At 38.9% G+C, this 25,597-nt stretch carries 31 protein-coding genes; 18 read left to right on the plus strand and 13 right to left on the minus strand.

Annotation, left to right across the window (positions count from 1 at the left end):
• Positions 1-122 precede the first annotated feature (122 nt).
• Positions 123-1,238: a cell division protein ZapE gene (gene zapE, locus DK858_RS02455; protein WP_109396076.1), complete on the minus strand. Its 1,116-nt coding sequence runs from the start codon at positions 1,236-1,238 to the stop codon at positions 123-125.
• A 203-nt stretch (positions 1,239-1,441) separates the two neighbouring features.
• Between zapE and zapG the strand changes: the two genes are divergently transcribed.
• From zapG to degS, 3 genes are all read left to right on the plus strand, one after another.
• On the plus strand, positions 1,442-1,846 hold the full coding sequence (zapG, locus tag DK858_RS02460; RefSeq protein ID WP_109396077.1) for a Z-ring associated protein ZapG: 405 nt from the start codon (positions 1,442-1,444) through the stop codon (positions 1,844-1,846).
• 230 nt (positions 1,847-2,076) lie between these two features.
• Positions 2,077-3,468 carry a serine endoprotease DegQ gene (gene degQ, locus DK858_RS02465; RefSeq protein WP_109396078.1) on the plus strand — a complete coding sequence of 464 codons (1,392 nt, stop codon included), beginning with the start codon at positions 2,077-2,079 and terminating at the stop codon, positions 3,466-3,468.
• A gap of 196 nt (positions 3,469-3,664) precedes the next feature.
• Positions 3,665-4,732, plus strand: coding sequence for an outer membrane-stress sensor serine endopeptidase DegS (gene degS, locus DK858_RS02470; protein ID WP_109396079.1), 1,068 nt, complete (start codon positions 3,665-3,667; stop codon positions 4,730-4,732).
• Between the two features lie 29 nt (positions 4,733-4,761).
• Here degS and DK858_RS02475 read toward each other — a convergent pair whose 3' ends face one another.
• On the minus strand, positions 4,762-5,007 hold the full coding sequence (locus DK858_RS02475) for a CPCC family cysteine-rich protein (protein ID WP_109396080.1): 246 nt from the start codon (positions 5,005-5,007) through the stop codon (positions 4,762-4,764).
• Between the two features lie 56 nt (positions 5,008-5,063).
• Positions 5,064-6,116: a DUF2157 domain-containing protein gene (locus DK858_RS02480; protein ID WP_109396081.1), complete on the minus strand. Its 1,053-nt coding sequence runs from the start codon at positions 6,114-6,116 to the stop codon at positions 5,064-5,066.
• A 328-nt stretch (positions 6,117-6,444) separates the two neighbouring features.
• Between DK858_RS02480 and DK858_RS02485 the strand changes: the two genes are divergently transcribed.
• Complete coding sequence (locus DK858_RS02485; RefSeq protein WP_109396082.1) at positions 6,445-7,356, plus strand: hypothetical protein; 912 nt, start codon at positions 6,445-6,447, stop codon at positions 7,354-7,356.
• Positions 7,349-8,653: an SIR2 family NAD-dependent protein deacylase gene (locus DK858_RS02490; RefSeq protein WP_109396083.1), complete on the plus strand. Its 1,305-nt coding sequence runs from the start codon at positions 7,349-7,351 to the stop codon at positions 8,651-8,653. Before DK858_RS02485 ends, DK858_RS02490 begins: the two co-directional genes overlap by 8 nt.
• 85 nt (positions 8,654-8,738) lie before the next feature.
• Here DK858_RS02490 and murA read toward each other — a convergent pair whose 3' ends face one another.
• The 7 genes from murA to mlaF all read right to left on the minus strand — a co-directional run bounded on the left by murA (position 8,739) and on the right by mlaF (position 13,600).
• Positions 8,739-10,001, minus strand: coding sequence for a UDP-N-acetylglucosamine 1-carboxyvinyltransferase (gene murA / locus DK858_RS02495; protein ID WP_109396084.1), 1,263 nt, complete (start codon positions 9,999-10,001; stop codon positions 8,739-8,741).
• 47 nt (positions 10,002-10,048) lie between these two features.
• On the minus strand, positions 10,049-10,303 hold the full coding sequence (ibaG, locus tag DK858_RS02500) for a BolA family iron metabolism protein IbaG (RefSeq protein ID WP_006535338.1): 255 nt from the start codon (positions 10,301-10,303) through the stop codon (positions 10,049-10,051).
• A gap of 140 nt (positions 10,304-10,443) precedes the next feature.
• Positions 10,444-10,737, minus strand: a complete 294-nt coding sequence (gene mlaB / locus DK858_RS02505) for a lipid asymmetry maintenance protein MlaB (protein ID WP_109396085.1) — start codon at positions 10,735-10,737, stop codon at positions 10,444-10,446.
• Between the two features lies 1 nt (position 10,738).
• Positions 10,739-11,368: a phospholipid-binding protein MlaC gene (gene mlaC / locus DK858_RS02510; RefSeq protein ID WP_075671443.1), complete on the minus strand. Its 630-nt coding sequence runs from the start codon at positions 11,366-11,368 to the stop codon at positions 10,739-10,741.
• A 96-nt stretch (positions 11,369-11,464) separates the two neighbouring features.
• Positions 11,465-12,001: an outer membrane lipid asymmetry maintenance protein MlaD gene (gene mlaD / locus DK858_RS02515; RefSeq protein WP_109396086.1), complete on the minus strand. Its 537-nt coding sequence runs from the start codon at positions 11,999-12,001 to the stop codon at positions 11,465-11,467.
• Positions 12,002-12,004: 3 nt separating this feature from the next.
• Positions 12,005-12,784: a lipid asymmetry maintenance ABC transporter permease subunit MlaE gene (gene mlaE, locus DK858_RS02520; RefSeq protein WP_072063773.1), complete on the minus strand. Its 780-nt coding sequence runs from the start codon at positions 12,782-12,784 to the stop codon at positions 12,005-12,007.
• Between the two features lie 3 nt (positions 12,785-12,787).
• On the minus strand, positions 12,788-13,600 hold the full coding sequence (mlaF, locus tag DK858_RS02525; protein ID WP_072063774.1) for a phospholipid ABC transporter ATP-binding protein MlaF: 813 nt from the start codon (positions 13,598-13,600) through the stop codon (positions 12,788-12,790).
• Positions 13,601-13,839: 239 nt separating this feature from the next.
• Here mlaF and DK858_RS02530 point away from each other — a divergent pair, with 239 nt between their 5' ends.
• From DK858_RS02530 to rnk, 12 genes are all read left to right on the plus strand, one after another.
• A complete protein-coding gene (locus DK858_RS02530) occupies positions 13,840-14,820 on the plus strand; it encodes a calcium/sodium antiporter (RefSeq protein ID WP_109396087.1) in 981 nt (326 codons plus the stop codon).
• An 18-nt stretch (positions 14,821-14,838) separates the two neighbouring features.
• Entirely contained in the window at positions 14,839-15,813 is a 975-nt protein-coding gene (gene kdsD / locus DK858_RS02535) for an arabinose-5-phosphate isomerase KdsD (protein ID WP_109396088.1), read from the plus strand.
• 27 nt (positions 15,814-15,840) lie between these two features.
• Positions 15,841-16,398 (plus strand): 3-deoxy-manno-octulosonate-8-phosphatase KdsC, encoded by a 558-nt coding sequence (gene kdsC / locus DK858_RS02540; RefSeq protein ID WP_109396089.1) that lies wholly within the window; start codon positions 15,841-15,843, stop codon positions 16,396-16,398.
• Between the two features lie 16 nt (positions 16,399-16,414).
• Positions 16,415-16,993: an LPS export ABC transporter periplasmic protein LptC gene (gene lptC / locus DK858_RS02545; protein ID WP_109396090.1), complete on the plus strand. Its 579-nt coding sequence runs from the start codon at positions 16,415-16,417 to the stop codon at positions 16,991-16,993.
• The gene (lptA, locus tag DK858_RS02550; RefSeq protein ID WP_109396091.1) at positions 16,974-17,507 is read left to right on the plus strand and encodes a lipopolysaccharide ABC transporter substrate-binding protein LptA; all 534 of its coding nucleotides are present in this window, start codon (positions 16,974-16,976) and stop codon (positions 17,505-17,507) included. Before lptC ends, lptA begins: the two co-directional genes overlap by 20 nt.
• Positions 17,508-17,513: 6 nt before the next feature.
• Positions 17,514-18,239, plus strand: a complete 726-nt coding sequence (gene lptB / locus DK858_RS02555) for an LPS export ABC transporter ATP-binding protein (protein WP_006535352.1) — start codon at positions 17,514-17,516, stop codon at positions 18,237-18,239.
• A gap of 59 nt (positions 18,240-18,298) precedes the next feature.
• Positions 18,299-19,780: an RNA polymerase factor sigma-54 gene (gene rpoN, locus DK858_RS02560; protein WP_109396092.1), complete on the plus strand. Its 1,482-nt coding sequence runs from the start codon at positions 18,299-18,301 to the stop codon at positions 19,778-19,780.
• A gap of 23 nt (positions 19,781-19,803) precedes the next feature.
• Positions 19,804-20,091 (plus strand): ribosome hibernation promoting factor, encoded by a 288-nt coding sequence (gene hpf, locus DK858_RS02565; protein WP_036913954.1) that lies wholly within the window; start codon positions 19,804-19,806, stop codon positions 20,089-20,091.
• Positions 20,092-20,240: 149 nt separating this feature from the next.
• Positions 20,241-20,708 (plus strand): PTS IIA-like nitrogen regulatory protein PtsN, encoded by a 468-nt coding sequence (ptsN, locus tag DK858_RS02570; protein ID WP_109396093.1) that lies wholly within the window; start codon positions 20,241-20,243, stop codon positions 20,706-20,708.
• 79 nt (positions 20,709-20,787) lie between these two features.
• Positions 20,788-21,642: an RNase adapter RapZ gene (rapZ, locus tag DK858_RS02575; RefSeq protein WP_023582880.1), complete on the plus strand. Its 855-nt coding sequence runs from the start codon at positions 20,788-20,790 to the stop codon at positions 21,640-21,642.
• Positions 21,639-21,911, plus strand: a complete 273-nt coding sequence (npr, locus tag DK858_RS02580) for a PTS phosphocarrier protein NPr (RefSeq protein ID WP_006535359.1) — start codon at positions 21,639-21,641, stop codon at positions 21,909-21,911. The genes rapZ and npr overlap by 4 nt, the downstream gene beginning before the upstream one ends.
• Positions 21,912-22,086: 175 nt before the next feature.
• Entirely contained in the window at positions 22,087-22,497 is a 411-nt protein-coding gene (rnk, locus tag DK858_RS02585; RefSeq protein WP_023582881.1) for a nucleoside diphosphate kinase regulator, read from the plus strand.
• Between the two features lie 117 nt (positions 22,498-22,614).
• Here rnk and pmbA read toward each other — a convergent pair whose 3' ends face one another.
• Positions 22,615-23,943 carry a metalloprotease PmbA gene (gene pmbA / locus DK858_RS02590; protein ID WP_109396094.1) on the minus strand — a complete coding sequence of 443 codons (1,329 nt, stop codon included), beginning with the start codon at positions 23,941-23,943 and terminating at the stop codon, positions 22,615-22,617.
• Between the two features lie 187 nt (positions 23,944-24,130).
• On the opposite strand from pmbA, the gene yjgA reads away from it, so the two are divergent.
• Entirely contained in the window at positions 24,131-24,691 is a 561-nt protein-coding gene (gene yjgA / locus DK858_RS02595; RefSeq protein WP_109396112.1) for a ribosome biogenesis factor YjgA, read from the plus strand.
• 71 nt (positions 24,692-24,762) lie between these two features.
• Here the strand turns inward: yjgA and DK858_RS02600 are convergent, their stop codons facing one another.
• Together DK858_RS02600 and DK858_RS02605 are read right to left on the minus strand one after the other, a co-directional pair.
• The gene (locus tag DK858_RS02600) at positions 24,763-25,044 is read right to left on the minus strand and encodes a barstar family protein (protein ID WP_109396095.1); all 282 of its coding nucleotides are present in this window, start codon (positions 25,042-25,044) and stop codon (positions 24,763-24,765) included.
• Positions 25,044-25,544 carry a ribonuclease domain-containing protein gene (locus DK858_RS02605; protein ID WP_109396096.1) on the minus strand — a complete coding sequence of 167 codons (501 nt, stop codon included), beginning with the start codon at positions 25,542-25,544 and terminating at the stop codon, positions 25,044-25,046. The genes DK858_RS02600 and DK858_RS02605 overlap by 1 nt, the downstream gene beginning before the upstream one ends.
• Between the last annotated feature and the right edge of the window lie 53 nt (positions 25,545-25,597).

A 25,597-nucleotide genomic window follows, 5' to 3' on the forward strand; every position in this document is an offset into this window, starting at 1 on the left:
GTTCCTTTCCAGAGCGCTTGTAAATTGCCTAATGCTTTCTATTTTCATAGAAAAAAACATCAAGCAACTTAACCTGCGTCATCCTACCATAACGAAAGATGACTTTCTTCAAGAATTAAAAATTAAGCGAGATGAGGTTGTACTAAATATTCTTCACTTTGCATCTCTTGTAAACGTGATAAGCAACGCTGATATTCAAAACGTAAAAAATCACCTTGGTAAATCTCGTTCATTTCTACATTTGCATTAATAATAAGTTTCACTTTACGTTCATAAAACTCATCAACCAGCGCTAGAAACCGACGCGCAACGTCTTCATTTAATGTTCCCATTTGTTCCATGTCATATAACAAAACAGAGTGGTAATGCTTAGAAAGCGCAATGTAATCAAGCTGACTACGTGGTTCCATACACAAGGTTGAAAAATTAATAGCGAGCACCCCATTAGATACTTTTCTTACTTTCATAGGGCGATGATTGATGGTTAAAGTACAATCAACTTTCGGTTCGCTAGTTGCCAAATGCATGAAAATTCTATCCATCTCATGACGATTTTTATCGTTGAGTGGAGATAAAAAAAGATGCGCTTGCGTTAGTGTTCTAAGGCGATAATCAATACCTGCATCAACATTTAAAATGTCACAATGGTGTTTGATCTGTTCTATTGCAGGTAAAAAACGAGAACGTTGTAATCCGTTACGGTAAAGCTCGTCTGGTGGAATATTTGATGTTGCTACTAGCGTGATACCTCTGGCAAATAACGCCTCAAGCAAGGTACCTAAAATCATTGCATCAGTAATATCAGAAACGAAAAACTCATCAAAACAGAGCACATCAGTTTGCGCTTTAAATCCATCAGCAATAATTTCTAGCGGATTTTCATGGCCTTGCAAGTTTTTTAGCTCTTCTTGAACACGTAACATAAAACGATGGAAGTGTAAGCGAAGCTTTCGTTCTGTCGGCAAACTTTGATAAAACATATCCATCAACCATGTTTTACCTCGGCCTACACCGCCCCACATATATAAACCACGTTCTGGTGCAACAATCTGTTTTTTTGTACGAATTCGCCTAAATAATCGTTGTGTTAGCGAACTTTTTTCTGGTGGAGTCTCTTTTAATAATTCATGGTATATCTGTTGAAGATGGAGAACAGTTTTTCGCTGAACATCATCAGGTTGATAATCACCTTGCTTCAATGCGGCTTCATAAAGTGATAACGGCGTACTAACAGTCATGAATGCCCTCTTATCCTTAATTTTCTGACATACTGATTTGTGTCTGTCGAATGGCTCTATTATAAGCATTAAGAATTGTATTAACATCAACGTAACACACGAATTTTATATTAAGCTTAAGGATATTATTCCACCCATGCCTTTTAGCGGTTATGATGTTATAAGAATCCATCGTCCTCACTATTAGATGAAAAGGAGTTGCCATGGTTTGGGTTTATGCACTGATTGGATTAGTTGTCGGTCTTATTATCGGCGCACTGGCAATGCGTTACGGTAACAGCACCCTTCGCCAACAAGATGCTATCAAAGCAGAGTTAGACACGAAAAAAGAAGAACTTGATACTTATCGCAATGAGCTTGTCAGCCACTTTGCTAGAAGTGCTGAACTATTAGATAACATGGCGAAAGATTACCGTCAGCTTTATCAACATATGGCAAAAAGCTCTAATGAGCTCATGCCTGATATGCCTGAGCAAGAAAATCCATTTAATTACCGATTAAGCGAATCAGAAGCAGCGAATGATCAATCACCAGTAAAAATGCCACCCCGTGATTACTCCGAAGGCGCATCTGGATTGTTCAGACCAACAGAGAAAAAAGACAGTTAATATTAAAAACGCCACATTTTGTGGCGTTTTTTCTTTCTAATAAACATCATAAAATGACAATTATTTGCTATGGTTTTAAAGATAGCTTTTGTCTTGTAAATCCGTGTAAAAGGAAGCAAAGCACACCATGTCTTAATGAACTTTCCTCTGTCAGTACAGGTCTTAGTGATATCGAGCTCATTTTGAGCAATAACTTTTATTTTGATAACTGTATCAAGAGACTCTAATTCATGTTGACTAAAAAAAGAAAATTATTACTTAGTGCATTAGCAATGAGTGTCGGACTTTCACTCTCTACTATTCCAGCAACCAGCATGGCCGCGTTGCCTGCGGTTATGCCATCAGGTGAACAACTGCCAAGCCTTGCACCGATGTTAGAAAAAGTGTTACCTGCTGTTGTCAGTGTGCACGTTTCAGGAACACGAGTGCAAAGCCAGCAAGTCCCTGAAGAGTTCAAATTCTTCTTTGGTCCAAATTTCCCATCACAACAACAAAGCATTCGTCCTTTTGAAGGATTAGGCTCTGGTGTCATTATTGATGCTCAAAAAGGCTACGTATTAACAAATAACCACGTTGTTGATGGCGCAGATAAAATTCAACTGCAAATTAATGATGGGCGTGAATTTAGTGCAAAATTAATTGGTAGCGATCCACAAACAGATATCGCATTACTGCAAATTGAAAAACCAACTAACTTAACTGCAATTAAAATGGCAGACTCTGACCAATTACGTGTTGGTGACTTTGCGGTTGCAGTGGGTAACCCATTTGGTTTAGGCCAAACAGCAACATCAGGTATTATCTCCGCATTAGGCCGTAGCGGTTTAAATCTTGAAGGTTTAGAGAACTTTATTCAAACCGATGCATCTATCAACCGTGGTAACTCTGGTGGTGCGCTCGTTAACCTAAATGGTGAGCTAATCGGAATTAACACAGCTATTTTAGCTCCGGGTGGTGGCAACATCGGTATCGGCTTCGCCATCCCAAGTAATATGGCGCGTGACCTTAGCCAACAACTGATTTCTCATGGTGAAGTTAAACGAGGTATCTTAGGTATTCGTGGTACAGAAATGAATTCTGATCTGGCGAAATCCTTTAATATTGATGCACAACGCGGCGCTTTTGTTAGCGAAGTAATGCCAGATTCATCAGCAGCAAAAGCAGGCATTAAACCGGGTGACGTTTTAATCTCAGTTGATGGTAAACGTATCAATAGCTTTGCTGAATTAAGAGCCAAAGTGGGTACAACACCGCCAGGTAAAGAGATCCTGATTGGCCTAATCCGTCAAGGTAAACCAATGGATGTAAAAGTGACATTAGAGAAACAATCCGCCGATGCAACACGCGCAGATAACTTCTCTCCTGCACTACAGGGAGCCACATTAAGTAACTATGTGAATAAACAAGTGAAAGCTGTTGCTGTCGATTCGGTAGAAAAAGATTCTGCAGCCGCTGCATCTGGTTTACAAAAAGGCGACCTTATTATTGGTATCAATAATACGCCAATTACATCACTAGGCGATTTACGCAAAGCAATTGACGCTAAACCGCCTGTTCTTGCACTGAATATTCAGCGTGGTAATGAAGAAATTTACCTGCTGTTACGTAATACACCTCGCTAAGAAGTAAGCTTTTCACCTATCTAATTTATTGATTTCTTTAGCCCTATAATTTCCATTATAGGGCTTTTTTTTATACCTATTTTTAGGCTTAAAAGGGTATTTTATGTGCTAAGCGATGCTTTCATAAGTTAAACTATGCTATTCTCACTGCTCCTACGCGAATAATTTCACAGTCAGACATAAATACAGGATTTTTATGTTAACTAAGTTACTGCGATCAACTCTAATTGGTCTTCTCACAGCAGCAATTCTTTTGATTGCAGTTCCTTCAATTCGCCCTATTTTTATTGAACGCCTACTTAATGGCGATTTTCTCAATGCACCTTTTAGCTATAACACTGCAGTGCGACGAGCAGCTCCTGCGGTTGTTAATGTTTATAGCAGTACGATGGGGAGTTTTTCTCAAGAAGGCCGTGAGCTAACATCTTTAGGTGCTGGCGTCATTATGGATGGTCGTGGTTATATTCTGACGAATCAGCATGTTATTAATAATGCTGATCAGATCCTTATCGCCCTTCAAAATGGTGATCTTTATGAAGGCTTACTTGTTGGTTCTGATCCTTTAACCGATCTTGCGGTATTAAAAATTGATGCCGATAAACTCCCTACAATCCCCATTAATACTAAACGAATTTCTCATGTTGGTGATGTCGTGCTAGCTATCGGTAACCCATTTAATATTGGGCAAACTATTACACAAGGGATCATCAGTGCTACTGGACGCGTTGGATTAAGCCCAACCCGTTACCAAAATTTCCTGCAAACAGACGCCTCAATTAATGAAGGTAACTCTGGCGGTGCACTAATTAATACTGAAGGTGAACTCGTAGGTATTAATACCATGACATTTGATTCAGGAACCTATAACGGATACCGCCCTACGGCAGAGGGACTAGGCTTCGCTATTCCGACCGAACTTGCAGTTAAAATTATGAATAAGCTAATTCGTGATGGTCGTGTTATCCGTGGTTTTATTGGTATCACAGCAAAAGAATTACCAAAAATTCGCTCATCAAATACAGATATTAAGCAAATTCAAGGATTGCGAATTTTTAGGATCACACCAAATGGCCCTGCGGATAAAGCTGGAATAAAAACCGGCGATATCATCCTTAGCATTAATCATGCACCTGCCACTTCCGCGATGGAAATGATGGATTACATTGCAGAAACGCGCCCCGGTACAGCGCTACCTGTCACGATATTACGAGAAGGTAAAGAGATCAATGTAGATGTAACTATTTCTGAATACCAGCCAGAATAATAACTAACAAAAAATCGCCTTATTCTTGGCTAATCAGGCGATTTCATATAAAACGTCGCACTTTGTAAGCAGCTTTCTTTAAAGGTTTCGGTATTGCGATAATCCTCTAAGGTACTGTGATTACAACCACTGTATTGTCCTTCTTTAGTACCATCATTTTGCCAACCACATACAGGGCAGATCTCAAAAAATGCCTCATCTTTATCTTTGAAAACAAAATAATGACACGCAACACAACTCACTTCTAAAGGAAGATGACAACTTCGCTTTTCCATAGGAAAAACTCTCCTACTACATTATTAATCAATACGTTTTCATTATACTATTGGCTCTAATTCTCTTTATTAGCGATTGAGTTATTTTCAACAGCATGCCAAATTTTTTCAGCTTTTCGTCCAATTAAAATCAGTGAAACCGCCAAAATAAAGAAGAAAATCGCACTGTGTAAACTATCCCAGAAATATTCAAAGAATCGGGTATAAAGGTTGATACCAAGGAATGTTAGACCGAATCCTCTTAACATACCGTCATCTGTTTTAAGGCTAATATAAATACAACTAACTGAAACAACAGCAAATAACAGTGCCCAAGGTAACAATTTTATACTTGATGTGTAATACCATGTATCAGGATCGTAATTGCCGAAAATAGACATTATCCATAGCGCAATAAACAGATAAGTGAGCCCCATTATTTTTGTCATGGTAAATAAACGACGCTGTACCAATACATTTTGTAGAAAATAACAGCCTGCTAATAATACTGCGCCAAAGAAAACAAAGCGGATAGGATAGTTCATCCCTAACCAATAAGCCCCCCAACCAGAGACATATCCTGTTTCAGCACCAAACCAATTTCCTAACATCAATAAGAAGAATAACCACACCAAAGAAGAGCGACTGATAAATCCAATTGCACCATAAATGACACAGCCAATTAGAAAGAGAGGAGCAATATGACCACTACCTGTATCCAGTAACTCTCCTAACTGCCAAAGAAAAATAGCCGTAAACATCACACCTAAAAAGAGAATAAACTCAGTACTGTAATGCCACTGTGTTTCTTTTCGCTGACGTTTAAATCCCCAAAAATAGAGTGCTGAAGCAATAAGTGCAGGAGAAATCACCCGCATAATTTCAGAAACACTAAAAATCTCAATGAGATAATAAATTAATGCACTATCACTAAAAATACTACCAGCTGCAATAATCAAACAGACCATCGCTATCCAGAATGCATAACGGCTCAGCCGTTTCCAATCAAAAGGAATGCGGTGCAATGTATTTCCTAACTGCTGATATTCTTGTTCTGAAATCTCACCAGATCGTTGCCATTCATCCAGTGCTTGACGAACTAGGCGCTCTTGTTTCCTTGTTACCTGCATATTCATTTCTTCCTTTTAGTTCATAGAAATTTATCTAAAACAGGTCTATTTTTCTTACTGTATCTTGCTGCGAAAGAAATGCCTTATGAATTATCCTATTCTGAATTTATTCAAAATGATGGCGGATATTTCATAATACACATATTTTTATCATACCCTGTTGTTAACACTAAACTGTCTATCCATTTTATCTATTTTAATAATCCGAAATAGTTATTTATTACTATATAGCACACAAAATTTAACCCTAAAGCAGGAAATTAATAAAATTTATGATATTTAATATTAATAAAATAATTATAAGAATGGAGATATCAAGGGTAATTTAATGAAAATAGAACTCGCAAAAAGCCTAGAATTAAATAAATCTATTTCAGCAGAAGAAGCAGATAAATTATTCTCAGACAGAATAATAACATCGAAACATCTTTTTGAATGCTCTGAACTTGATTGTCACGCCCAAGTAACTTGTGCCAACCTTGATAAACCTTTTCGGCTAAGAAAGAGAGTCCCATATTTTAAATTTGTTTCTGAACATAGCAATACATGTAAAGTTGGGATTAATGAAGAAGATGAGTTTCGTAGAATAAAAAAGGTTACCGAAGATCCAGAAGCACTCCCTTTTATTCTCAATGATACCGTTGAACTTGATCTCTCATCTCCTTATAAAACTAAATTTCATGATATCTCCTCCTCAAAAGAGGAGAATAGTATAAATAAACGCTTAAAAACAAAAAATATTGATGAAGAAAATATTAATAAAACACGCCATTCAAGAAAACGCTTGTCTGGGCTAGTTAACGCATTTATAGATAAAGAAAATTTCTTTCTAAATACCGCAGAAGGAAGAATTCACTTAAGAGATTTTTTTATAAATATTAATGATGAAAAGGATCTCAGTGAATATGTAGAGGAGCCTCGTGTATATTTTGGTAAAGCTTGGATTAAGCGTATAGATAATTATTACCTAGTCCGTTTTGATAAAGAAATGAGATCTGGTGACTTAAAATGTAAGCCAACATTTTTTATTCCTGAACGTCTTGTTGATAAATCAGAGTATAAAAGAACTTCTCGACAAGAGTTAGATAAAATAGCACTTTCAACACCACCAAAACCTCTTTACTTATTTATATTCAGTGAATTACCACCTGTAAAAATGAATAGTGGTGATTTTATAAATTTCAAATTAGATGATTTAACATACCTATATTACAAAACATGGGGTAAGAAAAATGAATGAAATATATGAAATAGCTTATTCAGCAGCAGCAAATAGATTATGTTTATTTACAGGTACAGGTTTTTCTAAAGCACTGACAAATAACGAGGCTCTTGGCTGGCAATCTCTACTTGAAAAAGCATGTGATAAACTAAGCGGTCTAAGTAAAATAAAAAAATCACTCTTTCCACATGATGGAAAAAATCCATTAAGTTTAGAAGAAGCTGCTCAAGTTATTTATATTGAATATCAAAAAAAAGGTGAAAATTTACATGAGAAAATAGCAGAGATAATAAAAGAAATTCATTTATCAGAAGATAACAAACATGTAAAAGATTTTTTAGAGAATAATTCAGTAAGAATAATAACAACAAATTATGATAAACTTATTGAAAAAATGATCCCCATAAAAAAATGTCAATCTCTTGCACCTGGCTTACCAATACCAAAAGCATCTTCAAGTACAAAAATTTATCATGTACATGGCTCTATTGATTCACCAAGTAATATGGTAGTCACTTCTGATGATTATTTTAAATTTATAAATGATAACTCTTATTTTTCCAAGAAAATAAGCTCTATGATTTATGAAAATACTATTGTTATATTAGGTTATTCTCTTGGTGATACAAACCTTAAAGCAATTATTAACGAGTACAAAAATTTTTCAAGAGAAAATGTTATTGGTTCTTCTATGTTTTTAGTATCTAGAAAGAAAGTAGAATCTTATTTAAAAGAATACTATTTCCATTGTTATGGCATTAGAGTAATTGATAATTTAGATATTCATGACTTTTTTGAAAAATTAAATTCCAAAATTCAAAATGTACAAAAAAGAGTAGAAGACTCGTTAGAAAATATCAAAAAAGTACTGAGTGGCAGTCATAGCTTTTCTAAAGAATTTCTAAAGGTTGAAAGTAATTTTTATGAAATAATTGTATCTTTAGCCGCATCTGGTGTTCGAGTAACTGATACCAAAGCAATGAATATGATAGAGAGAATAATACAAGAAAAAATAGAATTAACGAGTGAAAACAATGCTTGGGAGCAATATGTTCATTTAGCAAATTGGCTAATCTATCTTGCGACTATAATTGAAATAAGAAACACTCCCTTAGAAAAAATATATCTTAAAGCAGTATCTCATTCAATGAATCATATGAGTAAAGATTATTCTATAGGCTATTCGTGGCATGCTTATCGTGCATGGGAGAATAAATGGCCATCTCTTATTGTGTCAAATAGAGTTATGATAAAAAATTATGTTAGTAACTATATTAGCTATACCGATGCTGTAAATTTAGTTAAAAATTTATAGCTAATTTGAGCTAATAAAATAAAAAAACCATAGCACAACAATGCACTATGGTTTTGAATGACTAAAAAATGATAACTAAAATAAATTAGTCATTAGAGCGCAAACGTTCTATTTTTGCCCCTAATCCTTGTAATTTAGCTTCAATATTTTCATAACCGCGATCGATATGATAAATACGATCAACAATGGTTGTGCCTTCAGCAATACAACCGGCAAGTACTAAGCTTGCGGAAGCACGTAAATCCGTTGCCATCACTTGTGCACCTGAAAGTTTTTCAACACCATGGCATAACACAGTATTACTTTCGATTTCAGCATGAGCCCCCATACGGATTAACTCAGGAATGTGCATAAAACGATTTTCAAAAATAGTTTCAGTAATCATCCCAGCGCCTTCGGCCACTAAGTTTAAAAGGCTAAATTGTGCTTGCATATCGGTTGGGAACCCCGGATGTGGTGCAGTACGCAATGTTACCGCTTTAGGGCGTTTACCATGCATATCAAGACTTATCCAATCTTCACCTACTTCAATATCAGCACCTGCTTCACGTAATTTTGCCAGTACAGCATCTAATGTGTCTGGTTTAGCATTACGACAAACAACATGACCACGAGAAATCGCAGCAGCAACTAAGAAAGTCCCGGTTTCAATACGATCTGGTAAGATTTGATAAGTGCCACCACCAAGACGCTCTACGCCTTCAATCGTAATGCTATCAGTACCTGCTCCACTGATTTTGGCACCTAATGTATTGAGGAAGTTTGCCGTATCTTCAATTTCAGGCTCTCTTGCCGCATTCTCAATAATGGTTTTGCCTTCCGCCAAAACTGCCGCAGTCATAATAGTGATAGTGGCACCCACACTCACTTTATCCATGACGATATGCGCGCCTTTTAAACGCCCATCAACTCGTGCTTTCACATAACCTTCATCCAGTGTGATCTCAGCGCCTAATTGCTCTAAACCTGTGATATGAAGATCAACAGGACGAGCACCAATGGCACAGCCACCCGGTAAAGAAACCTGCCCCTGACCAAAACGGGCCACCAGCGGGCCTAAAGCCCAAATAGAAGCTCGCATGGTTTTAACTAACTCGTAAGGAGCACAAAATTCATTAATGTTACGAGCATCAACGAAAACAGAGCCATTACGTTCAACATTAGTTCCTAAGCGATTAAGTAACTTAATCGTTGTATCGATATCTTTTAATTTAGGAACATTCGTTAATTCTACTGGCTCTTCGGCAAGGATCGCAGCGAACAGGATTGGCAGTGCGGCATTTTTTGCGCCTGAAATATTGACCTCACCTGATAAACAGGTTGGCCCTTGTACTCTAAATTTATCCATCTGTAGAACTCTCTTTTTATTTTGCTGTACGCTGTATACCTACTGAATTAAAGCCCGTTAAGTTTACGATCCCTCTTCCACTCTTCAGGTGTGTAGGCTTTAATAGACAAAGCGTGAATACGGTTATCTGCAATATATTCCATCAAAGGGGCATAAATGGTTTGTTGTTGTTTGACTCTGCTCATTCCCTCAAACATTGCGCCGACAACAACAACTTGAAAATGACTACCATCACCATTGACGATGACTTCATCTAAAGACAGGCTGTCCATTAATACTTGTTTGATTTCATTTGTATCCATAATTGCTTAATCTCAACGTTAAAATAATAATCAGTCGTCTATCCTAATGGAATCCGCCCTACTCTTAAACCATCAAAAACCCCCTTAATGATAAAAGTATCACGAAGGGGGCTTTTTAATACTTTTACTCAAAATCGGTGTTAGGCAATATTCATAATTTCATCAAGATCATAGAGTGTAATTAAGGTCTGAAAACGTTCACTTACACCTTGAATAATAAATTGACGATTTTGCTCTTCCATTTCTGCTTTTAAATGAACAAAAAGAGCCAATCCTGTTGAATCAATATGCCCTAAGGCAGAAATATCAATGGTATTAATATCAGCCAATAATACTTTACGTTGTTGCCACACAGACAATAACGTTTCACGATCTAGCGTTCCTTGGAAATAGAGGACATCCTCTTTTTTTTCCCAATTTAACGAAGCTGACATGTTATTTTTTCTCATCCAGCGTAATTGGTGTTTTAGCACTGATTTCTAACTGTTTTGTTAAACCATCAACACCTTTAGAATTTAAAATATCTGACCACTCATTCTGTTTTGTTGTGATCATGCTGACACCTTCAGCAATCATATCATAAGCTTGCCATTCACCTGTTTTACTGTTTTTACGCCATTGGAAATCGAGGCGAACAGGTGGGCGACCATTTGTATCGATAATGGTGACACGAATAGTTAGAGTTGATTTATCTGCGAAAGGTTTTGCCGGCTCAATGCGGTACTCTTGACCTTCATACATCGCTAATGCTTGACCATAAACTTGAGCAAGATATGCTTCAAACGCAGTGAAATAAGCATCGCGTTGCGCTGGTGTTGCATTGCGATAATGTGGCCCTAACACTAATGCTCCTGCATATTTAATATGAACATAAGGCAGTAATTCTTGCTGAACAATTTGGCGTAAGACTTCAGGGTTTTTACGAATTTCAGGTTGTTCATTTTTTAATTTACTAAAGGTCTTTTGCGCTGCATCTTCCATTAATGCGTAAGGATTGGTTTTATCTACCGCCATTGCAAAAGGCGTTATCACTAATAGTGCGACCATCAATAAGCGTTTAAACATACGTTCGCTTCTCCTCAAATAGGGTTTCAATAATACGATGCATTTATTACGCTAAATCTAGCTAAATGTGTAAGTGCATCGTATAGGAATTAATGATTAAGGTAATGCAGAGTGTTCTTCTATCGGCTTAGATTCAGATTTAGCTGAATTATCACCTTCACCCGTTTTATAAAGGAATTGACCAATAAGATCTTCTAGCACCATTGCTGAATTGGTGTTTGTGATCCGTCCCCCGTCTTTTAACAAAGTAGAATCTAATGCTTCATCATAAAAGCCTAAATTCAATGCAAGGAACTGCTCACCTAATAAACCAGATGTACGAATAGACAATGAGCTACTTTCTGGAATATGGTCATAAATGCTCAGAATATCGAGCGCAACTTCTGGACGATAGTTCCCTTCATCTTCTTCTTTTAAGGTGATAGAGGAAACGCGACCAATAACTACCCCACCAATCTTAACTGGAGAGCGCTCTTTCAACCCACCAATATTACCGAAACTGGCATAAACGCGATAAGTCGGTTGATTACCCATTTCTTTAATATCAGCTACTTTCAGGCATAAGAAAATCACGGCAGCTAACGCAATCAGAACAAACAGACCAACCCAAACTTCAATTTTTTTACTTTGCATGACTTAGTTCCCAAACATCAGTGCGGTTAGCACAAAATCTAAACCCAATACGGCTAACGATGAATGAACAACGGTACGTGTTGTTGCTCTGCTAATCCCTTCTGATGTTGGGATTGCGTCATACCCGTTAAAAAGCGCTATCCAAGTGACAGTAATGGCAAAAACGACACTTTTAATAAAGCAGTTCACTAGATCAAGTCGCCATTCAACGGCACCTTGCATCGATGCCCAGAAAAAGCCTTCATCGATCCCTTTCCAATCCACCCCAACAATTGCACCACCCCAAATACCGATGGCAACAAAAATAAGTGAAAGCAACGGCATACTAATAAGACCAGCCCAAAAACGGGGCGCAACGACACGTCTTAAAGGATCGACTGCCATCATTTCTAAACTAGAAATTTGTTCTGTAGCTTTCATTAAGCCGATTTCAGCGGTTAAGGCAGAACCCGCACGACCTGCAAATAATAGTGCCGTGACAACTGGGCCTAATTCTCTTAACAATGAAAGTGCGACCATCATACCTAGGCTAGCTTCAGCACTAAAGGTTGTTAAAACTAGATAACCTTGTAGCCCCAGCACCATGCCAATAAATAGGCCAGACACCATGATAATTAATAAGGATTGAACACCAACGTTATACAATTGCTTCAGTAAAAGAGGCCATTGTTTACGAAATTCAGGCTTACCAACTAATGCTCGAAAAAGCATAATGCCGGCTCTACCAAAAGTTGCAAAAATCGCCAACGCTCTAGTGCCAATGCGAGATAATAAATTTATCACGTACTAATTTCCTCGTCCTAATAGGTCGTCCTGATAATCTCCCGCAGGAAAACGGAAAGGTACAGGGCCATCAGCGATCCCATCTAAAAACTGTCTTACTTGTCTATTTGGATTATCCTGTAATTCTTGAGCACTACCTTGAGCAATAACTTTCTGTTCCGCAACAATATAGGCGTAATCTGCGATACTTAACACTTCGGGTACATCATGGGAAACCACAACACAAGTCACACCCAGCGCATGATTTAACTCATCAATTAACTTAACAAGCACACCCATTGTGATAGGATCTTGCCCAACAAAAGGCTCATCAAACATAATCAGTTCAGGATCAAGTGCAATAGCCCTTGCTAATGCGGCTCTTCTCGCCATACCACCTGATAATTCAGAAGGCATTAAGCTTGCCGCACCACGTAACCCGACGGCTTCAAGTTTCATCATCACCGTTGTACGGATCAAGGCTTCAGGTAAATTTGTATGTTCTCTGAGTGGGAATGCTACATTTTCAAACACATTCATGTCTGTGAACAGTGCACCTGACTGAAAAAGCATACTCATTTTCTTTCTTGCCTGATACAACGCAGAACGTGATAGCGCAGGAATATTGTCGCCATCGAACCAAATTTCACCACTATCTGGAAGGATTTGTCCTCCCATTAGGCGTAACAAGGTTGTTTTACCAATCCCTGAAGGGCCCATAATCGCAGTCACTTTTCCCCTCGGTACAACAAGATTGATCTCGGAGAAGATCTTTCTGCTACCGCGAGTGAAGTTCATATTGCGCACTTCAATTAGATTGTCAGATTGTGCGTTCATGAATAAAACATCCTCAAGCCTGTCTGCATAAACGAATTTTTACGCTATTTTGGCAGGTCATTCGCTATGTTACAAAGAAATCACCACTATTTAGCAATTTATTGCACGGTTAATTTTACTTTTCGTGCTTGGCTAGTCAAAATATGGTTAATTAGCAAAACCTTTTGACAATATGTTTTTTTATCAGCCCTGTCTTATTGGTTTTTTCTTTATTCGCTCATTGTTGGAAAACTGATGGCATGTTGATTACTTTGTCTCTTTTAATTCTTGGGTTGATGTTACTCGTTTATGCATCAGACCGATTAGTTTATGGTGCGAGTGTTTTTGCGCAATCGTTAAAAATCCCCCCCGCTGTTATCGGTATCTTAATTGTAGGTACAGGTACCTCACTACCTGAGCTTTTTATTTCAACTGATGCCGCAGTTCATAATTTACCTGATATCGCTATCGGGACAGCGATTGGCTCTACTCTCACCAACCTTCTCCTCATTGCGGGTATTGGCGCGATGATTTACCCCATGAACATTCAATCCGCAGTGCTAAAAAAAGAGCTTCCATTGATGATTGTAGTCATCATGCTCGTTGGCATTATCGTTTCTAGCGGAGAACTAGGGCTTAGAGAAGGCACACTGCTCTTTTTTATTGGTTTTGCATCCATTTTTCTGATGATAAAAACGATGCATAAAACACTAACACAAGAGCGCCACGTATTACCTTTAGAAACCTTAACGCGCTTTGAATTACAGACAAATCCCCGTAATTCTGTTGCTCTTTTTTGGGTTGTTATCGCGTTACTGATTATTCCAGTTGCAACTCAAATGATATTAGATAATGTCTTTATTCTAATGCAACAGTATCATCTCAGTGGTTTTTTTGTTGGTTTAACCTTGCTATCCATTGGTACAAGTTTACCTGAATTAGCAACGACCATCGTGGCTGCACTCAGACGTGAAAATGAATTAGCCTTAGGGAATATTATAGGTGCTAATATTTTCAACCTGACATTTGTTTTAGGAATGCCAGCATTACTTTCACCAAGCACATTTAATATCAACACTTTTTATTTTAGTTTTGCTGTACTTGGTGTGGCCAGTTTACTGTTTTCTCTCTTTTCATTAGGGCGAAAGCAACGCCTCAACCGAGGAAAAGGGATATTCTTATTAGTTTGCTTTATTATTTATATTACGGTGTTGTGCGTCGCACATTCTCTCTTAACCTAAAATAAATGGTACAAAAAAATGACCGAGTTTGATTTTCAGCAAGCAGGAAAAAAAGTTCTTCATATTGAACGTGATGGATTAGCTGAACTAGAACAATACATCAATGATGATTTCACTCTTGCCTGTGAAAAAATTTTTCACTGCCAAGGTCGAGTTATTGTCATGGGAATGGGTAAATCTGGTCATATTGGACATAAGATTGCCGCTACATTCGCCAGCACAGGCACACCTTCTTTCTTTGTTCATCCTGGTGAAGCAAGCCATGGCGACTTAGGTATGGTGACAGAAAAAGATATCGTTCTAGCGATTTCAAACTCCGGTGAAGCCAGTGAGATCCTCGCACTTATTCCGGTACTGAAACGGAAACAGATAACACTGATTTGTATGACACGCACACCTCAAAGTACAATGGGGAAAGCGTCTGATATTCATCTTTGTATCAAAGTACCTAAAGAAGCGTGTCCTTTAGGTCTTGCACCAACAACCAGTACAACAGCAACCTTGGTCATGGGGGATGCACTGGCGATCGCTCTTTTACGTGCTCGTGGTTTCACCGCTGAAGATTTTGCGCTTTCTCATCCCGGTGGTGCATTAGGCCGTAAATTACTCCTTCATGTCAGTGATTTAATGAATAAAGAGGAAGATATTCCTCGTGTCACTAAAGATGCCACTTTACGTGAAGCACTTGTCGAGATAACCCGTAAAAAATTAGGTATGACCGTTATTTGCGATGATAGTATGCAGATCAACGGTATCTTTACTGACGGTGATTTACGGAGAATATTTGATTTAGGAATAGATCTGAACAATGCCAAAATCTCAGATGTTATGACAAGAGGCGGTATTCGTATTCGCCCAGATTGTTTGGCAGTTGAAGCACTGAATTTAATGCAAGCAAAACATATCACCTCACTATTAGTAACAGAACAAGATAGTGATATCCTGTTAGGTGTTTTACATATGCATGATTTATTACAAGCGGGTGTTGTATAAGATATTCATAACGTTCGAAGGATAAAAATGAATACAATGATAGAAACTTGTTATGGTGCAGTCAGTAAGCAAATCATCCAAAAAGCAGAAAAAATCCAATTGCTGATTTGTGATGTTGATGGTGTGATGTCTGACGGACTCATTTACATGGGTAATAATGGCGAAGAATTAAAAGCCTTTAATGTCCGTGATGGATATGGCATCCGTTGTTTGCTTACATCAGGCATTGAGGTTGCTATCATTACAGGTCGTCAGTCTAAACTGTTAGAAGATCGCGCTAAAACCCTTGGCATTACATATCTTTACCAAGGTCAGCATAATAAGCTTTTGGCGTATCAACAACTGTTAGATACACTAAACCTTAAACCTGAACAAACAGCCTATATTGGTGACGACCTGATTGATTTACCAGTAATGGAAAAAGTGGGACTTTCTGTCGCCGTAGCTGATGCTCATCCATTACTTACACCTCGTGCTAATTATGTAACTCGCATTGCGGGTGGTCGTGGTGCAGTACGAGAATTGTGTGATTTAATCCTTTTAGCGCAAGGTCGGCTTGAAGACGCTAAAGGTCTTTCGATTTAACGTATAACGATACAGAATGAATAAATTAAAATCCTGGTTTACCTTAATTCTTGCCATTATCGCCCTTGGGCTGATTGGCTGGAACTACACTAATAACACTGAATTCGGTGATGGTGCGATTGTTGAAGATGGTCAGCCAACTTATCAATCCAAATCATCGATATCTTTTGTTTACGAGCCAACGGGTATACTCGGATATAAACTTGTTGCTGATGATGTCAAAAATTATGCTCAGCAAAAGTTTACGTGGTTTACTAACCCTGTCTTAACCACCTATTCACCGACAGGGGATGCTACATGGACAGTACGCGCAAATAAAGCCAAGCTAACAAACAGTAAAATGCTCTATCTTTATGGCGATGTTCAAATTGATAGCTTAACGGATGACTCTCAACTACAGAGAATAAGCACAGACAATGCTATTGCAAATTTGGACACACAGGATGTTTCCTCTGATGATGAAGTGACTATTATCGGCGTCGGACTGAAATCAGTCGGCTTAAAAATGCGAGGCAATCTGCGCGAAAAACGTGCAGAGCTGATTGAAAAGGTAAACACCTATTATGAGATCCCTAATGAATCAAAAAATCCGTAATACACTGATTATCGGTACACTTTTAGCGATAAGCGTACCTGCGATGGCGCTTAAAGATGACACACAACAACCTATTGTTGTTAACTCTGAAAAACAGTCGCTTGATCTAGAAAAGAATGTGACAACATTTACACAAAATGTTGTGATAAAACAAGGTTCTATTGATATTCGTGCAGACAAAGTCGTTGTCACACGTCCTGGCGGAGACTCCAAAAAAATCGTTATAGAAGCATTTGGTAACCCTGTGACTTTTTATCAGTTACAAGATGATGGCAAACCAATCAAAGGTCGTGGTGACAAAATGACCTATGAAATGGATAAAGAGTTAATAACCTTAACGGGTAAAGCCTATCTTGAACAATTAGACAGTAATATCACCGGTGATAAGATCACTTATCTCGTCCCAACTCAGCAAATGGAAGCCTTTAGCGGTAAAGGTAAACAAGTGACAACTGTTTTACTGCCTTCCCAGTTGCAAGAGAAAGGCCCTGGTGTTAACAACAAAGGTAAGTAACACTTTATGGCGCTGTTAAAAGCTGAAAATTTAGCGAAAGCATACAAAGGGCGCACCGTTGTCGGTGATGTCAGCCTGAACGTTAATTCAGGTGAGATTGTCGGTTTGCTTGGACCAAATGGTGCAGGTAAAACAACCACATTCTATATGGTTGTTGGCATTGTCGCTCGCGATGCAGGTAGTATTACCATTGATGATGAAGACATTACGCTGTTACCGTTACATGAACGAGCACGTAAAGGCATTGGCTATCTTCCTCAAGAGGCGTCTATTTTTAGACGCTTAAGCGTTTATGACAACATTATGGGGATCTTAGAAATCCGCCATGACTTAACGCCTGAAGAACGAAAAGATCGCGCAGAAGAACTGCTAGAAGAGTTTAATGTCAGCCACTTACGTAACAGTTTAGGGCAATCATTATCAGGGGGGGAACGCCGCCGTGTTGAAATCGCACGAGCATTGGCAGCAAATCCTAAATTCATTTTATTAGATGAACCTTTTGCGGGTGTTGACCCTATTTCGGTGTTAGATATTAAAAAAATTATCCAGCATCTCCGTGATTATGGATTAGGTGTACTGATTACTGACCATAACGTTCGTGAAACATTAGATGTATGTGAGCGTGCTTATATCGTCAGCCAAGGTCATCTTATCGCTCATGGTTCACCAGAAGAAATTCTTGAAAATGAGCAAGTTAAACGTGTTTACTTAGGTGAAGGCTTCCGCCTGTAATCTTTGATTCACTTTTACTCTGTCATGGATGACAACAGCAAAGGACTCATCGCATTATTATGAAACAAAGTTTGCAACTTCGTCTTAGTCAGCAACTGGCAATGACGCCACAGCTACAACAGGCTATTCGTTTGTTGCAACTTTCGACGCTTGAATTACAACAAGAAATTCAACAAGCGCTTGAATCTAATCCACTTCTAGAACAAGACGACGATCAACAAGATCCCGTTTTAGATGATACCTCTCATACAAAAGATCAGTCAGACTCAACAACAGAAACAACAACTGAAAACGACGTTGAAGAGTTCGATACACTGGATGCTTTAGAACAAAAAGAGATGCCTGATGATCTCCCTTTAGATACACAATGGGAAGAGATCTACACAGCAGGCACACCTTCTGGCACCAGTAATGACTATACTGATGATGAACTGCCACTGTATCAAGGTGAAACTACAGCCTCATTACAAGATTACCTAACATGGCAGGCGGATCTCACTCCATTTTCGGAAACAGACAGAGCCATTGCGATAAGTATTATCGATGCTATTGATGAAACAGGATATTTAACTGTCACAACAGATGACATCCTTACTGGAATGGGCGATGATGAATTAGAGCTAGATGAAGTCGAAGCCGTATTAAAACGTATTCAACGCTTTGATCCTATTGGTGTTGCTGCACGTGATTTAAAAGAGTGTCTTTTGATTCAGCTATCCGCTTTTTCAACAGAAACACCCTATCTTAAAGAAACGCAGTTAGTCATTAGCCAATATTTAGAATTGCTAGGTAACCGTGATTTTCGTCAATTGATGCGTCAAACGAAGTTACGAGAAGAGACACTAAAATCTGTTATTGAGATGATCCAGTCTCTTGATCCTAAGCCCGGATTAAGTATTGATACAGGCGAGTCAGAGTATGTTATTCCAGATATACTAGTAAAAAAATCAGGTGAACGCTGGCAAGTTGAGTTAAATACAGATAGCATTCCTCGCCTACGAATAAATGAGACTTATGCAGCATTGGGTCAATCGGCTCAAAATGAAAGCGATGGAAAATTTATTCGTGACAATTTACAAGAAGCTAAATGGCTGATAAAAAGTTTAGAAAGCCGAAATGAGACATTATTAAAAGTCGCTCATTGCATTGTTGACACACAGCAGGCATTTTTCGAATTCGGTGAAGAGCATATGAAGCCTCTTGTGTTAGCTGATATTGCTGAACAGGTTGAAATGCACGAATCCACCATTTCTCGAGTGACAACGCAGAAATTTTTGCATTGCCCGAGAGGAATTTTCGAATTGAAGTATTTTTTCTCTAGCCATGTGAACACTGATAGCGGAGGTGAAGCCTCTTCAACAGCAATCAGGGCTTTAGTGAAGAAACTAATCGCAGCAGAAAATCCAGCGAAACCACTTAGTGATAGTAAACTGGCCGATATGCTCGCAGAACTTGGCATACAAGTTGCTCGACGTACTGTTGCGAAGTATAGAGAGTCATTATCCATCCCGCCTTCAAATCAACGTAAAGAGTTGGTTTGAGCATAATTGAGAAGGAAGACACTATGGAACTTCAAATCACTGGTCATAATATTGAATTAACCGATGCTCTGCGTGATACCGTCAAAGCAAAAAGCGCGAAATTACCTCAGTTCTTTGACAAAATTAATAACGTTCAGGTTATCCTGAAAGTCGAGAAAGTTAATAAAATCGCGGAAGCGACCATTCAAGTTAATGGCGGTGAATTACATGCCTCTGCAGAAGCAGAAGATATGTACGCAGCAATTGATGGATTAATGGATAAACTGGCTCGTCAATTAACCAAACACAAAGATAAACTGAGACAACATTAATTCATTTCCCATTGTAAAATGGGGATACAATCGGCGAAGTTACTGCGTTGTTTATGACTCGGTTTAAACCAACGCCTAATCAATATCAGTAACGAAAAACCAGATGTCACTTTGTGGCATCTGGTTTGCTGGTCTAAGTGAATAAGACAATGAACAACGATACAAAGATGAATATTAGCGACGTACTTTCTCTGGCATGTACGCATAATAATGTACATTGCACGAGTAAAAAGCGCGCGTTAGAAATTATCAGTGAAAATGCGGCAAAAGCACTTAATTTACCCGAAACACTGATATTTGAGGCCTTACTGACGCGTGAAAAAGTCGGTACAACAGGAATTGGGGGTGGTTTAGCAATCCCTCATGGACGTATTGAAAGTGATGAAACAGAAAAAGTAGTTGGCGTGTTTCTTCACCTAAGCGAACCTATTGCCTTCGACGCTATTGATAATCAACCTGTCGACTTGTTGTTCGCATTACTCGTTCCTGCGACACAATGCAAGGAACATTTACACACACTGTCTTTAATTGCAAAACAGTTGGCAGACAAAAACTTATGTCGCCGACTACGCTCCGCACAAAGTGATGAAGAGCTTTATCAGATTATCACAGAATAACCCCTACGGGTTTAATGGGACGCGAATAGCATACAGTGGAATGATATTCATCACTGGGAATTTATAGGGGAGCTACCTCATGGTGCTGATGATAGTCAGCGGACGCTCTGGTTCAGGTAAGTCAGTCGCTTTGCGTGCGCTTGAAGACATGGGATTTTATTGTGTTGATAACTTACCTGTTGATCTTTTACCGGAGCTCGCAAAAACACTGGCTGAACGTGATGCTTCTGCTGCCGCAGTCAGTATTGATGTCCGAAATATGCCTGAGTCGCCGGAGATCTTCGAAAAAGCGCTAGAAAGTTTACCCGCTGAATATTCTCCACAACTCTTATTTTTAGACGCAGATAGAAATACTTTAATTCGTCGTTATAGTGATACTCGACGTCTTCACCCACTTTCGACCAAAAATCTTTCGCTAGAAATGGCAATTGATACCGAAAGTGATCTGCTTGAGCCATTACGATCACGCGCTGATCTCATCATTGACACCTCAGAAATGTCAGTTCATGAGCTTGCAGAAATGCTACGGACTCGCTTATTAGGCAAGCGTGAACGTGAGTTAACGATGGTTTTTGAATCATTTGGCTTTAAGCATGGTATTCCTATTGATGCGGATTATGTTTTTGATGTGCGATTCTTACCCAATCCACATTGGGATCCAAAACTGCGTCCAATGACAGGTCTTGATCGCCCTGTCGCGGCATTTTTAGATAGACACACCGAAGTTCATAACTTTATTTATCAAACTAGAAGCTACCTTGAACTTTGGTTGCCGATGTTAGAAACCAATAACCGTAGTTATTTGACGGTTGCAATTGGTTGTACGGGGGGGAAACACCGTTCAGTTTATGTTGCTGAGCAACTCGCCGATTATTTCCGCTCTAGAGGGAAAAACGTACAATCACGTCACAGAACTCTAGAAAAACGCAAATGACCCAATATCGACAAGTTGCGATTAAAAATCGACTCGGTATGCATGCAAGGCCTGCAATGAAATTATTTGATTTAGTCAAAACATTTCAATCAACCGTCATTTTACGTAACAACGAAGGGGTTGAAGCACAAGCGGATAGTGTGATTGCTATGCTGATGTTAGATTCAGAGCAAGGCAGTCAAATTGATATAGAAGTTACTGGTAGTGATGAAAATGAAGCTATTGATGCTATTATCGCATTATTTGAATCGGGGTTTGATGAAGAATAATCGTAATAGAAAACAATAGATTAGCATTTCTTAACTAAATAACCAGAAAGAGACTGTGATCACTGTCTCTTTCTTTTTTATACAGAACCGCCTATTATCTCTTATATGAGTTTAACAACACCCCCACCTCACCCGTGGGGGTGTTGTTTTGCATTGGAATAAATTGGAGTATGGTATGACAAAGCCAACAATTATCATCAACGAACTTGATGCAGAACGTTTAGATTCATTACTTGAACAACCGGCATTTGCAGATAGCCCGATTGCTGAAGCATTGAATGAAGAATTAGATCGTGCTGACATTGTTACACCAGCTGATATCCCTGCTAATATTGTCACAATGAACAGCACAGTCCGTTTTATGGACTTAAAAAATAATGAAGAACGTACTCGTACTTTAGTGTATCCCGCTTCATTAAAAGACAGCGCCACTGAACTTTCAGTCATGGCACCCATGGGGGCTGCTCTACTGGGTTTAGCGATTGATGATGAGATCAGTTGGAAGCTGCCAAATGGCCTTGAAACCAAGGTTAAAGTATTAGAAATTCTATACCAACCTGAAGCTGCAGGTGAATTACACCGTTAAGCAGAGCTGAAGGTTCGCGTCTTATTTTTATCTTCTCAAATTGAAAAGCACACGGGTAAACGCGATATCTCAGCCCATTGCGGGCTGAGATTAAAGGTTGCAATAAGTATCTAAAATTTACTCACCTGCAATACTCATTTCTGGTAATAACAACGATCCACACTGAACATTACTGCGCGTCTCAATATCATCACCCATGGTAGCAATATTTGCCCACATCTCTTTTAAGTTACCTGCAATTGTCACTTCACTTACAGGATATTGAATTTCACCGTTTTCAACCCAAAAACCGCTCGCACCACGAGAGTAATCACCCGTTACTGTGCTGACACCTTGTCCCATCAATTCAGTAACAACTAGGCCTGTTCCCATCTCTTTTAACAGCGCATCAAACGATAAGCCTTGCCCTGGAATATACCAGTTATGAATACCACCAGCATGACCATTACTTTTTAAACCCAGTTTTCTTGCTGAATATGTGGTTAATAACCACTCTTGTAATACGCCATCTTTAATAATTTCAGCATTCGTTGTACGTACACCTTCACTATCAAATGGTGTTGATGCCAAACCTCTTATTAAATGAGGACGTTCTTGAATATTTAACCACTGAGGGAAAATTTGCTTACCTAAGCTATCAAGTAAACAAGAAGATTCACGATAAATCATGCTACCACTGATTGCCGACACCAAATGACCAAAAATACCTGTCGCAACATCGGCCGCAAAAATAACGGGAGCTTTCATGGTTGGTAGTTTACGAGGTGCTAAGCGAGATAAAGTACGACGCGCACACTCTTGCCCCACCCACTCAGGTGATTCAAGATCAGCAAAACGACGACTAATGGTGTAAGCATAGTCGCGCTCCATATCTTCACCATCACGAGCAATAACACAGCTCGACATCGAATAACGTGAAGATGAATAGCTTTTTAATAAACCAAGACTATTACCAAATACACGGATTCCACTGTGACTATTAAAGCTGCCCCCTTCTGTATTAATAATGCGGCTATCGCTATCTAAAGCGGCTTTTTCTGCTCTTGATGCTAATTCAATCGCTTTATCTGCCGTAATTTCGGTAGGATGGTAAAGATCAAGGAAAGGCGCATCAAACGCTAAGAGCTCTTGATCAGCAGGCCCTGCATATGGGTCAGCTGAAGTGTAGCGCGCAATATCCACTGCGGCTTGTACGGCACGCTTGATCGCATCAGGGCTTAAATCTGTTGAAGATGCACTACCTTTACGTTGTTGTTGATAAACCGTAATGCCCAACGCGCCATCACTGTTAAATTCGACATTTTCAACTTCACCGTAACGTGTACTTACACTAATCCCCGTCGATTTATTAATAGCGACTTCAGCGCCATCACACTGTTTTGCTGCCAGCTCTAATGCGAGAGAGACAGCATCTTCAAGCTGTTTTACCTGATCTGAATTATTCATTGAGAACCATTTTTCCTAAGGAGAACACCACTTTTTACTTATTTTTAGCAAAGTAAATCAATTGACAGGTGGTCAACAAGCGATTTTCCCAGTTACAATAGAAGATATATGAATGTTATCACCCGTCGGGCTTTTGGTCATTCACCAAATCACACTCCCGGCTTACTCTGCAACAGGAATTTCTATTATGGCAAAGCAGCCTGAAGAGTGGCATTACCTCAATCCTGAATTTGACGATACATCGTCAGAAGAGGAAGAAGAGGAAGAAATCATCTGGGTCAGCAAAAGCGAAATTAAACGTGATGCTGAAGCACTCAAAAAACTGGGAACTGAATTAGTTGAATTAAGTGCTCAAGAACTAGAGCGTGTGCCATTAGATGAAAAATTATTATCTTCTATTCAACTCGCACAAAAAGTACAGCGTGAAGCACGCCGTCGCCAAATTCAATATATTGGAAAGCTACTGCGCAATGTGGATGAAGAACCAATCCGCCAAGCGCTTGATAAACTAAAAAACCGCCACAATCAACAGATCTTAGTGTTACATAAACTTGAAGATCTACGAATTCGCCTTATCGAAGGTGGCAATGAAGTGATTGAAGAAGTTGTTGCGCTTTATCCAATGGCTGATCGCCAACAATTACGCACACTGATCCGTAATGCAAAAAAAGAAAAAGAAGCAAATAAGCCACCAAAATCATTCCGCTTATTGTTTCAATATCTAAAAGATTTATCAGAATCAGCATAAAACCTGATCATCCTGAAAACGCAGTGTAAACTCTGCCTCACTGCGATTTTCAGGGGCTAATCTACTCTGAGTTACTTTTGTGTTTTATGCTCACAATGAAAACTTAATACATCTTTACCAAGCTCATTTTGAGCTTCTTGCATCAATTCCACCAAAGGTTGAAAATCACGAGAATAATGAGGAAAATGCTTAAAAACAATACTAACTGGCAATTCGATTTCTCCCACTAACGCATCCCATAACGCATCTAGGTTACCGCCAAATTTATCATCTAACTGAAATTGCAATGCAAAATCGTGGTAAAAGGCGTCTCTATCTACCAGTCGTTTAAAATCGAAGATAACCTGTTTCATTAAGGGGTAACCTTTGTCATTGTACGGTAATGATCGGTCGTGAGATAAATCAGTCCATCATTTGAATAGAGCAATCTATCACTACCACGATGACCACAATGATAATTCACGTCAGCTTCATACCACTGACGCCCCGCCTCTTCTGGTAGTTGTTTTTCACGATTCATAAAACGATCGCCTCCAATTGCTCTTCCTGGCAAAACCTCACATAAATTACCTTCTTTCGCATTCCAGCCTTGTTCTCTTGCTTGTCTTTTAGTGAGATAAAAGCTCGGTAACTGTTGATGACGTTGTAAATAGCTAGCCACTGCATTAGCTTGTGTTTTTTCATCAATAGAGAGTGGGATTTGCGCTGGTTTGTTGCTGTTGTTGCTCGACGATGCTGGAACAGAAATTGACGTTGAAGAGGAGGATACTGTCGTTTCTGGAAGTAGGCCTTTATAAAGAACGCCAAATAAAACAGCAATAACAATAATAACTGGTAATAAACGTTTACCCATAAATTAACACCTTTACTGTCGCTGAGATAAAAAACTCCATCAAAAGATGGAGT

It is taken from the genome of Proteus faecis, from assembly GCF_003144395.1.
GTDB classification, from domain to species: domain Bacteria; phylum Pseudomonadota; class Gammaproteobacteria; order Enterobacterales; family Enterobacteriaceae; genus Proteus; species Proteus faecis.